Raw genomic sequence first — 10516 nt, 5'->3', positions numbered from 1 at the left:
AAATCGACGATCACCGCGTCGGCCCCGGCCGCGAGCGCCTTGCCGACACGATCCGGCCGGTTGGCCGGCACGAACAGATAGCTGCGCGGCAGCCGCGTGCCCGGAGCCGTCATCGCGTTCTCCGCCGTCATACCGCGCCGGCCGCGCGCATCGCGGCAATCTGTTCGCCCGCGATGCCAAGCTCGGCCAGGATCGCGTCGGTATGCTGGCCCAGGGCCGGCACCGGATCCATGCGCGCGTCCGTCATGCCGGGCGGCAGCAGCGCCGGGATGGCGCCCGCCGGCGTGTCGACCTGGCGCCAGCGCTGCCGCGCGGCCAACTGCGGATGCGCCCAGACGTCGGCCATCGTATTGACCTGCGCGTTGGCGATCTTCGCGGCGTCGAGCCGCGCGCCAACCTCCTCGGCGCTCCACTGCGAGAACGCCGCGACGATGCGCTCGCGCAGCGCGCCACGATTGGCGCTGCGCAGGCTGTTGCTGGCGTAGTCGGGATGCGAGATCAGCTCAGGCTGCTCCAGCACCGATTCGCAGAACACCGCCCACTCGCGTTCGTTCTGCAGGCCGAGCATCACGGTCTTGCCGTCGCCGGTCGGGAACGGCCCGTAGGGATAGATGGTGGCATGCGAGGCGCCCGCGCGCGGCGGCGGCGAGGCGCCATCGAAGGCGTAGTACAGCGGGAAACTCATCCACTCGACCATCGACTCCAGCATCGAGATATCGATGCGCTTGCCGCGGCCCGTCTGCCCGCGCTCGAGCAGCGCGGCCAGGATATTGGTGTAGGCGTACATGCCCGCGGCGATATCGGCGATCGATGCGCCGGCCTTGACGCCCTCCTCCGGCGTGCCGGTCACCGAGACGAAGCCCGACTCGCTCTGCACCAGCAGGTCGTAGGCCTTCTTGTCGCGATAGGGACCGTCGGCGCCGTAGCCCGAGATATCGCAGACGATCAGCCGCGGAAAGCGCTCGGACAGCGCGGCATGATCGAGCCCCAGCCGCGCCGCCGCACCCGGGGCGAGGTTCTGCACCAGCACGTCGGCGCGCGCCAGCAGCGCGTCGAGCACCGGACCCGCGCCCTCGTGCTTGACGTCCAGCGTCAGGCTCTCCTTGCCGCGATTGGTCCAGACGAAGTGCGAGGACAGGCCGTGCACGCGATCGTCGTAGGCGCGCGCGAAATCGCCGGCGCCCGGACGCTCGATCTTGACCACGCGGGCACCGAGGTCCGCCAGCTGGCGCGTGCAGAACGGGGCGGCGATGGCCTGTTCGAGGGAGATGACGGTGATGCCTTCAAGCGGTCGGGTCATGGCAGTGGCTTGGCGAAGGGAATGGGAGGGCCGGGATGGCGGGCGATGGCATCAATCTAGCCGCGATCGCCGCCGCGCGGAAATACGGAATCGCGAGCCAGCCATAAGTACAATCAATACCTTCGGCTTTCACTGGGTCATTGGGGCGGGACATGGATATCCGGGGCATGCGCTATTTCGTCGCGATCGTGGAGCACGGCAGCCTGACCCGCGCCGCCGAGGTCGCCCACGTGGCCCAGCCCGCCCTGAGCCAGCAGCTTGCGGCGCTCGAAGCGGAACTGGGCGTGGCGCTGGTGCATCGCGGCGCCAAGGGCGTCAAACCCACGGAGGCGGGCCGCACGCTGTACCGGCATGCGCGCGCGATCCTCAAGCAGATCGACGTGGCGCGCGCCGACGTCAAGGTCGCCGGCGCGGACATCGCCGGCACCGTGGCGATCGGCCTGCCGACCACCGCCGCCGCGGCATTCGGCATGCCGCTGGTGCGCGCGGTGCGCCAGCGCTATCCGGGCGTCCGGCTGCAGCTGTTCGAGAGCATGAGCGGCTATATCGCCGAACTGCTGAACAACAACCGGCTCGACTTCGCCATTCTGTTTCGCGATACCCCATCGCGGGCGGTGGAACTGGAGCCGTTGGCCAGCGAGGCGCTGTACCTGGTCGGCACGCCGCCTGTCTCCGCGGCCTCGAAGCGGCATCGCGCCAGGTCGGGCAAGGAAGGAACCATTGCCCTGAAGGCGCTGGCCGATGTCCCGCTGGTGTTGCCGAGCGGGGCGCAAGGGCTGCGCGAAGTGCTGGAGCGGCATGCCAGCGGCGCCGGCATTCGGCTGCAGGTCGTGGCCGACCTCGACTCGCTGCCGATCCTGCTGCAGACCGCCCGGGAAGGGCTGGCCTGCACGATCCTGCCCGCGTCGTCACTGAGCCGCGAGCCGGATGACGATGCCCTGCCGACACGGCTGATTCTCCCCGAGCTCGACCGCACGCTGTCGCTTTGCTGGCCGCGTGCGCTGCCGCGGACGGCCGCCGCCGACGCGGTGGCCGAGGCCTTGCGCGAGATCGTCGCCGCGAAGATTGCGGAAGGCAGCTCGTTGAAGCCGGCTCGCGCGTAGCGCCGCCCTACTGCCCTTTCGGCGGATCCCGCCTCAATTGCCGCTCCATCGTCGCGATGCGTGCGGCGATGGATTGGGCGAAGAAGTGCATGGCTCGCTCGAGCGCCAGGTTCCGGAAAGTTCGCTGGAAAACGGAAGCGCACACGTCGTCCAATTGGCGGGCGAGCGCCGCCGCCTGGGCAATGACGGCGTTCCAGGCCTGGCTTGCCGCGGCGCGCCCGGAAGCATCCGGCAATTCGTCGAAGCCGATGCTGTTGTGGTCGTCGAACAGCGCGCGCAGTCCGGTCACGTTATTGCCCAGAAACCGGCCGCGTTCCATATACATCGTGACCGCGAGCTGATTCATCGCACCGGCCGTGGCAAAGCGGTCGGCATGGAGGCCCCCCATCTCCTCCAGCGCGAGCATCTCGCTGCGTACCTTTTCCAGAAGCTGGAAGGCGCAGAGATATTCGACCATGATGTCCTTCTTGTGCTCGGCCCCGTCGATACGGTCCGGAAGGGGCTGCGCAAGCGCGGTCGAAAGGTGTTGCAAGTATCGCGTCGCGGTGCGGATCCGGCCCTGCGCCCAGGCCAGGCTCTCCTCCCACTGTGCCTGCACGTCAACCGCGGGCGCCTGCACCGCCTGCGCCGACTGCACTGTGGAGGTACCTGCCGCGGCCGCCCCGGCATCGGGGCCCGCGTCGGCATCGGCGGCGGCGGGAGCGGCCGTCGGGGTGGCCGCCGCGGCGGGAAGAGGCTGCGAGGCACTCCCGCTCTTCCCAAGACCATAGGCCGACGCATCGTCCAACCCGTCCGGGCCCTCTTCCATGTACACCGAGTTGTACGACCCAATGCTCGAGGTGGATACGGTTCGGCTCAATGTGCGATCGCTGGCGGTATCGCCTGCATTGTCGACCGGTGTGTCCGCCGACGCCGCCTCCGCGGTGCAACCCGCCGCGTTCGGTGGACTCTTCCGCTCAAAGCCCAGGCGGCGCCAGAGCTGTTCGATCATCTGGTCGTTTTCCAGGACTTCGTCCCAGTCGCTGTCGTGGCTGCCGGCCACGTCCTCAGGCGCGTTGGCGCGAACGTTGGCCGACACGTTGGCCGGCACGTTGTCAGGCACGTTGTCAGGCACGTTGTCAGGCACGTCGGCCGCGCTCCGGTCGGGGACGATCGGCCGCGACGATACGGTGCGGGCCAGGCCGCTCTGCGCCGGCGCGCGCTCGCCAAATTGGTCGACCAGGCGCTTGGCGGCCTCGCACAGCTTGATGCCCTGCACTTCCGCGCAAAAGTGAGCCGCCCTGATCTCACCGCCACAAAGCTCCGACAGCACGTCCCACGCGAGCGGCTGCGAGAAATCCGAATTGGCCTGGAGCCAACGGCTCATCTGCTCGCCAATCTCGTGTATCAGGCCGGCGAGATCGGGTTGCCGGTCAGGAAAATGGCGGTAGGCCTCGGGCTTGGCGAACACTTCCCCTGCGCCGAAGATCGTGGCAAGCACGCCCACGGCGGCCGATGCACCGGTTCCCGCCGCACACGCCGCCGTCAGCAGGAAGGAGCCGCCCAGCGCAACGCCGGTCACGGCCACCGGCCACAGGATCACCGCCAGCGTGACGGCACCGGCAATGCCGAGCAGTGCGCCCACGGCGAGCGCGATGGCCTTGCCGACGCTGCGCTTTTGCACGTGGGGCGCGATGTCGTCCTGCAGCGACTGAAGCCTTTGCATCAGCGCCTGGCATTGCGTCGCGAGCTTCAGGTTGCGTGCCATCACCACGGCGATGTGTCGCTCCCGCGCGTGTGGGCCGGCCTCCCATGGCATGGTGGCACGATGCTCGAGCTGCGCGATGTCCCGTGCCGTGTTCAGCAGCGCCGTCAGGTCCTTGTCGCACGCATCGAGTTCCTGTCTCAAAGGCTGCTTCTGGCTGGCCGGAATGGCCAGCGCGTCAATCGTCCTTTTCAGTTGATGCAGATGCTGTGCGCAGCTCGCTGCCACTGTGTCCCCGATCGCGCCTTCCGCCTGCGGGACCGCGTCGACGGGCGCCTCGGCGGACCGGCCGGTCCGCTTGCCGACATCGTCTCGGATGCCAGGAGTCAGCGATGGAAAGAGGACGGTAGCGATGGCGGGAGCGGACAGGGGCGGCATGATGAATCCGGAAGCGGGCTGAACGAAGGGAAGCGAATGTGGCGACGGCCGCAGGAACGAAGGCGCGGACCAATGCCGATCGATGTCGGCACGGGTCGCATCGTCGGGGGAAGCGATCGCCGATGCGGCAGGATGGCGCAAGTAATGTGCAAAGGCTTTCATAAATCGACAGGCAACTCGCGATAAGTGACACATGTCTCTTGAGCCATGCCATGCCGTGGCCGCATGCTGTTCGACCGCTCTTTTCCGGAGAACATCATGTTCCTCGCCCCTCCCCCCACGAAACAACCCGTCGTGGTGCGATGCGCAGTGCCGGAGGCGCTGCGCAACCGTGACATGCGGCGGCTATTGCAAGCCCATGGCGGGTGGCTCCAATGTGGAAGCGATCGCTTCCGGATCCGTTGGGAAAATGGGCGGCTCCATGTCCGCAGCAAAACGGCTGCGGAGCCGCAACGGCAGGCGGTGGCGGCGCTGCTGGCCGACAGATGCAGTGAACTGTTCGAGGATCGGTTCCACTGGCCACGCGGGACCAACCCGCGCGTGCGGCTCAATGGCGAGGTCTCCTTCGCGCGTGGACGCCCGTCCGGGCCGATTGCCTGCCGCCATCTGGCCGTCTTCTGGCTTGGCCTGTTCATCGATGGCCTGCCGCACGGCCCCGACTACTCCAGGCTGGGGACCGCACAGGCGCTGCGGGACAACATCCCGCTGCACTACGACTACAGGGTGGTACCGAACGCCGTGCAGCTCGGCAAGCTGCGTGTGGTGATGATCGGAGACTGGGGCGAGGAGTTCGCCGCGCGCCTGGCCGAACTCGAGGGCCGGGACGAAAAGGCCACGACCCTGCTGATCCTGACACCCGATCACGCAATGGCCGTCGGGCTGCGCGTCGTGCCCCACCCGCATCGAACCCGCTACGTCGTCGCCTTCTACGATCCCAACATCACCGCCACGCATCTGGAAGCGTGCTTCGACGACATGGAAGGGGTACGTGAGCTGGAGGCGCGATGCTTCACCGAGTTCGCGCGCGACTACGATCCATTCCTTCGGCAGCACCGGACGCTGAACACGGTGGACGCCATGCTGATGGTCGAGCTCGACATGGCGACGCTGCGGCAGCTGCGCGAGATCGACGTGACCCTGCCCGAGCAGCCGCGGCAATTGTCGGGTGCGCTGCCGCCTCTCACTCCCGATGCGTTGTGGTATCTGCTGCGTTATGGCTGCGAGGACGCGGTCCGTCAGCTGGCACCGGCACTGCGCGCGCTGCCCCAGCATGAGCGCATCCAGCGGCTAAGCACGAACCGCTCGACCCAGCTGTTCTACGACATCATGTCGCACGGGCTGCCATCGTCGGCGAGGCTGTTCGGGGAGCTGATCGCCGACCTTCCGCTGGAGCAGCGGATTCGCCTGCTGCGGTCGCAGGCGGACTGCGGCACGACGGCATTCGGTTATGCCGTGAAGGCCGGCCGCACCGAGATGTTCCGGCCATTTCTGGAACTGCTGCAGGCGCTGGTGCCCAGCGACCATCACTACGCCATGCTGGTGGCCGCCATGCCGGACGGAACCTCCGCGCTCTATCACGCCTGCAAGCACGGGTATTGCCATACGCCGCCGGCGTATGCCGCCGCCTTGTCGTCGTTGCCGCCCCTGCTTCTCGCTTCGCTGATGTGCGCGCGTTCGGCCGACAACGAAACGGGCCTGGAGGTGGCCGTGCGGAACAAGGATCTGAGCACCATCGGCAATTTCGCCAAGGTGTTCCCGCTGCTGCCGCCGCAAGCCTGCGTCTATCTGCTGAAACCGGCGTGGCGGTTGATTCGACGGATGAATGCCGAGGGGCGCAAGGACCCGATCATCGAGCAGATGATGCGATCGCATCTGGAGCGGTTCGCCCCGTCGGTGCTGTCGCGCGAGGGCGGCGACCGGGGCGGGCGTGCCAGGGCGGCCTCGAAAGGCTGGGTACGCTGGAAGTGGGAACTGGCCTGACGCGGGACGGCTGTCGGGCGATATCAGGCGCCGTCAGGCCTGATATCACCCGATTTCAGGCCGACAGCTGCGGCTGGCGCCGATACGCCCACCACATCATCGCCGCGCCCGCCACGATCATCGGCAGGCTCAGCCACTGACCCATCGAAAAGTTCAGCGCCAGCAGGCCGAGGAAGTTGTCCGGCTCGCGCGCGAATTCGGCGAGAAAGCGGAACACCCCGTAGCCCAGCAGGAAGGCGCCGGACACCGCGCCCGTCGGCCGCGGATGGCGGGCAAACAGCCACAGGATCACGAACAGCGCGACGCCCTCGCCGGCGAACTGGTACAGCTGCGACGGATGGCGCGCGATATTGTCGCCGGCCTGCGGGAAGACCATGCCCCACGGCAGATCGGTGGGACGGCCCCACAGCTCGCCATTGATGAAGTTGCCGAGCCGCCCGGCGGCGAGGCCGCAGGGAATCATCGGCGCGATGAAGTCGGTCACTTCCATCCAATGCCGGCCGCGCACCTTCGAGAACACCCACATCGCGATCACCACGCCGAGGAAGCCGCCGTGGAAGGCCATGCCGCCCTCCCACACCTTGAAGATATCCAGCGGGTGCGACAGGTAGAAGGACGGCTTGTAGAACAGCACGTAGCCGAGTCGGCCGCCGAGGATCACGCCGAGCACGCCGTAGAACAGCAGGTCGTCGATATCGCGCGCGGTCCAGCCCTGCGCCGCCACCTGCGGCTGGCGCAGCCGGATGCGGCCGAACCACATAAACATGATGAAGCCGGCGAGGTACATCAGCCCGTACCAGCGGATCGCCAGCGGGCCCAGATGGATGGCGATGGGATCGAAGTTCGGATGGATCAGCATGCGGGTCTATCGCTTGGCGTTGTCGGATGGGGTTGGTGGGATGGACGGGATCGAATTCAGGATCGGGATCGGCATCGGGCTCAATGCTTCGGCTTCGGCCCCGGAATCGGCCCGGGATTCGGCCCGGGCACGGTGGCGCGGCCCTTCGATGTGCCGCTGCCCGGGCGGGCCGCCGGCGCCAGCGCCGATGCAATCTCGATGAACGAGCGCAGCACCGGACTCGGTCCGGCCGCGCCATTGTCGCGCCACGCCAGGCCCGTCTCGATCTCCGGCACCGCGCCGCGCAACGTCAGATAGGACACGCCGGTGCGCCGCAGGTTGCATAGCGAGGCCGGCACCAGCGCGACGCCGATGCCGGCCGACACCAGGCTGACGATGGTCTGCATCTGGATCGCTTCCTGCGCGATCACCGGGGCGAAGCCGTCGCGCGCATAGTAACCGGTAATGATGTCATGAAACGCCGGCGCGCTTCGGCGGGGAAACAGGATCAGCGGTTCGTGCGCGAAATCGGCCAGCGCGACGGCATCCGGCTGCTTCGCGCCGCCGCGCCGGCCCGGCGCGCGCCAGTCCTGCGGGACCGCCAGCACCAGCGGCTCGCGCACCAGCGGCAGGTACGACATGCCATGGGGCAAGGCGGGCATCTGCGGGCGGATCACCAGCCCCGCGTCGATCTGCCCGTCGGCCAGCGCATCGAGCTGGATATCGCTGGTGGCCTCGCGCAGCTGCAGCTGGACCTCGGGATGCCGCGCGCGAAAGCGCCGCAGCAGGTCGGGCAGGATGCCGTAGTCCGCCGTGCTGACGAAGGCCAGCGACAGCGTGCCGACCTCGCCGCGGGCCAGCCGCTGCGCCAGCGCGGGCAGGTTGGCGGCGTCGGCCAGCACCCGGCGCACTTCGGGCAGCCACTGCTGTCCGGCCGGGGTCAGCGCGACTGAGCGGCGCGTCCGCACGAACAACGGCACGCCGATCTCGTCCTCCAGCGCCTGGATCTGCTGCGACAGCGGCGGCTGCGTCATGGCCAGGCGCGCGGCGGCGCGGCCGAAGTGCAGTTCCTCGGCGACGGTGACGAAATAGCGCAATTGGCGCAGATCCACGCGGACTCCCGGTGCGGCGAGGCCGGCGACCGCCATCGATTCCCGGCGATCGCCCGCTTCCGTGACATGTTCTGTGATAGGTAAAACGACTCAATACAGCACGAATAATATATTTGACACTGCAAAACGCAAACGGCATGCTGTCGGCCACAACTACAGCGGCGCCCGGCCGGGCGCCACGCCAGTCCCCGGAGAGATACGCATGGCATACAACAAACGCTCGCAGAACATCACGCAGGGCGTGGCGCGCTCGCCCAACCGCTCGATGTACTACGCGCTGGGCTACCAGAAGGAAGACTTCGACAAGCCGATGGTCGGCATCGCCAACGGCCACTCGACCATCACACCGTGCAACGCCGGCCTGCAGCGCCTGGCCGATGCCGCCGTCGATGCGATCAAGGCTTCCGGCGCCAATCCGCAGATCTTCGGCACGCCGACCATCTCGGACGGCATGTCGATGGGCACCGAGGGCATGAAGTACTCGCTGATCTCGCGCGAGGTGATCGCCGACTGCATCGAGACCGCCGCGCAAGGGCAATGGATGGACGGCGTGGTCGTCATCGGTGGCTGCGACAAGAACATGCCGGGCGGCATGATCGCGCTGGCGCGCACCAACGTGCCGGGCATCTATGTCTATGGCGGCACCATCAAGCCGGGCAACTGGAAGGGCAAGGACCTGACCATCGTGTCCTCGTTCGAGGCCGTGGGCGAGTTCACCGCCGGCCGGATGAGCCAGGAGGACTTCGAGGGCGTGGAGAAGAACGCCTGCCCGTCGACCGGCTCCTGCGGCGGCATGTACACCGCCAACACGATGAGCTCGTCGTTCGAGGCGCTGGGCATGTCGCTGCTGTATTCGTCGACGATGGCCAACCCCGACCAGGAGAAGGTCGACAGCGCCGCCGAATCGGCGCGCGTGCTGGTCGAGGCGATCAAGAAGGACATCAAGCCGCGCGACATCATCACGCGCAAGTCGATCGAGAACGCCGTCAGCCTGATCATGGCGACCGGCGGCTCGACCAATGCGGTGCTGCACTACCTGGCGATCGCGCATGCGGCCGAGGTCGAATGGACCATCGACGATTTCGAGCGCATCCGCCGCAAGGTGCCGGTGATCTGCAACCTGAAGCCGTCGGGCCAGTACGTCGCCACCGACCTGCATCGCGCCGGCGGCATTCCGCAGGTGATGAAGATCCTGCTGAACGCCGGCCTGCTGCACGGCGACTGCCTGACCATCACCGGCCGCACGCTGGCCGAGGAGCTGGAGCACGTGGCCGACCAGCCGCGCGCCGACCAGGACGTGATCCTGCCGATCGACAAGGCGCTGTACAAGGAAGGCCATCTGGCCATCCTGAAGGGCAACCTGGCCGAGGAAGGCGCGGTGGCCAAGATCACCGGGCTGAAGAACCCGGTCATCACCGGCCCGGCGCGCGTGTTCGACGACGAGCAGAGCGCGATGGACGCGATCCTGGCCGACAAGATCCAGGCCGGCGACGTGCTGGTGCTGCGCTATCTCGGACCGAAGGGCGGCCCGGGCATGCCGGAAATGCTGGCGCCGACCTCGGCGATCATCGGCAAGGGCCTGGGCGAGTCCGTGGGCTTCATCACCGACGGCCGCTTCTCGGGCGGTACCTGGGGCATGGTGGTCGGCCACGTCGCGCCGGAAGCCTTTGTCGGCGGCACCATCGCCCTGGTGCAGGAAGGCGATTCGATCACGATCGACGCGCACAAGCTGCTGCTGCAGCTGAACGTCAGCGACGAGGAACTGGCGCGCCGCCGTGCCGCCTGGAAGCAGCCGACGCCCCGCTATACGCGCGGCGTGCTGGCCAAGTTCTCGAAGCTGGCGTCGACGGCCAGCAAGGGCGCGGTCACGGACTGAGCGACATCGTCCAGTAGGTCGGCGCCTGCGGGCGCCATGCCAAAGCCTGCGAGCGATCGCAGGCTTTTCTGTTTGCGGGATCGCCGCGCGCGGATCAGCGCGTCGGTTCACCCCGCTCAGCCCGCCGCCACGGTCCGCTCGATCAGCCGGACCATCGCGGCGCGGATCGCGGCCGGGTCGTCGCC

General features: G+C 67.8%; 7 protein-coding genes and 1 pseudogene. 3 read left to right on the top strand and 5 right to left on the bottom strand.

All coding sequences use genetic code 11. From position 1 onward, the window contains the following. Both AC6EI8_RS19705 and AC6EI8_RS19700 read right to left on the bottom strand, forming a co-directional pair. Positions 1 to 113 (bottom strand): annotated as a pseudogene (locus tag AC6EI8_RS19705) (CoA ester lyase); the annotation flags it as partial. A gap of 14 nt (positions 114 to 127) precedes the next feature. Further along, on the bottom strand, positions 128 to 1300 hold the full coding sequence (locus tag AC6EI8_RS19700; RefSeq protein WP_498382672.1) for a CaiB/BaiF CoA transferase family protein: 1173 nt from the start codon (positions 1298 to 1300) through the stop codon (positions 128 to 130). Positions 1301 to 1452: 152 nt separating this feature from the next. On the opposite strand from AC6EI8_RS19700, the gene AC6EI8_RS19695 reads away from it, so the two are divergent. Further along, entirely contained in the window at positions 1453 to 2403 is a 951-nt protein-coding gene (locus AC6EI8_RS19695) for a LysR substrate-binding domain-containing protein (RefSeq protein WP_226108491.1), read from the top strand. Positions 2404 to 2410: 7 nt separating this feature from the next. Here the strand turns inward: AC6EI8_RS19695 and AC6EI8_RS19690 are convergent, their stop codons facing one another. Further along, a complete protein-coding gene (locus tag AC6EI8_RS19690; RefSeq protein WP_498382671.1) occupies positions 2411 to 4687 on the bottom strand; it encodes a hypothetical protein in 2277 nt (758 codons plus the stop codon). 63 nt (positions 4688 to 4750) lie between these two features. On the opposite strand from AC6EI8_RS19690, the gene AC6EI8_RS19685 reads away from it, so the two are divergent. Then, positions 4751 to 6505 carry a ShET2/EspL2 family type III secretion system effector toxin gene (locus AC6EI8_RS19685; protein ID WP_498382669.1) on the top strand — a complete coding sequence of 585 codons (1755 nt, stop codon included), beginning with the start codon at positions 4751 to 4753 and terminating at the stop codon, positions 6503 to 6505. Between the two features lie 55 nt (positions 6506 to 6560). On the opposite strand, the gene lgt is transcribed toward AC6EI8_RS19685, so the two are convergent. Together lgt and AC6EI8_RS19675 are read right to left on the bottom strand one after the other, a co-directional pair. After that, a complete protein-coding gene (gene lgt / locus AC6EI8_RS19680; protein ID WP_226108498.1) occupies positions 6561 to 7364 on the bottom strand; it encodes a prolipoprotein diacylglyceryl transferase in 804 nt (267 codons plus the stop codon). An 80-nt stretch (positions 7365 to 7444) separates the two neighbouring features. Next, complete coding sequence (locus AC6EI8_RS19675) at positions 7445 to 8455, bottom strand: LysR family transcriptional regulator (protein ID WP_498382668.1); 1011 nt, start codon at positions 8453 to 8455, stop codon at positions 7445 to 7447. A 202-nt stretch (positions 8456 to 8657) separates the two neighbouring features. On the opposite strand from AC6EI8_RS19675, the gene ilvD reads away from it, so the two are divergent. Beyond that, positions 8658 to 10331 (top strand): dihydroxy-acid dehydratase, encoded by a 1674-nt coding sequence (gene ilvD / locus AC6EI8_RS19670; RefSeq protein ID WP_498382667.1) that lies wholly within the window; start codon positions 8658 to 8660, stop codon positions 10329 to 10331. Positions 10332 to 10516 lie beyond the last annotated feature (185 nt).

Source organism: Cupriavidus sp. R6-3 (assembly GCF_059772245.1).
This window is presented reverse-complemented; position numbering and strand designations above follow the sequence as displayed.

Excerpts from the sequence above, each read along its gene's own strand:
- AC6EI8_RS19700 (WP_498382672.1), bottom strand. The coding sequence starts at position 1,300 with ATGACCCGACCGCTTGAAGGCATCACCGTCATCTCCCTCGAACAGGCC.
- AC6EI8_RS19695 (WP_226108491.1), top strand. The coding sequence starts at position 1,453 with ATGGATATCCGGGGCATGCGCTATTTCGTCGCGATCGTGGAGCACGGC.
- AC6EI8_RS19690 (WP_498382671.1), bottom strand. The coding sequence starts at position 4,687 with ATGAAAGCCTTTGCACATTACTTGCGCCATCCTGCCGCATCGGCGATC.
- AC6EI8_RS19685 (WP_498382669.1), top strand. The coding sequence starts at position 4,751 with ATGCTGTTCGACCGCTCTTTTCCGGAGAACATCATGTTCCTCGCCCCT.
- lgt (WP_226108498.1), bottom strand. The coding sequence starts at position 7,364 with ATGCTGATCCATCCGAACTTCGATCCCATCGCCATCCATCTGGGCCCG.
- ilvD (WP_498382667.1), top strand. The coding sequence starts at position 8,658 with ATGGCATACAACAAACGCTCGCAGAACATCACGCAGGGCGTGGCGCGC.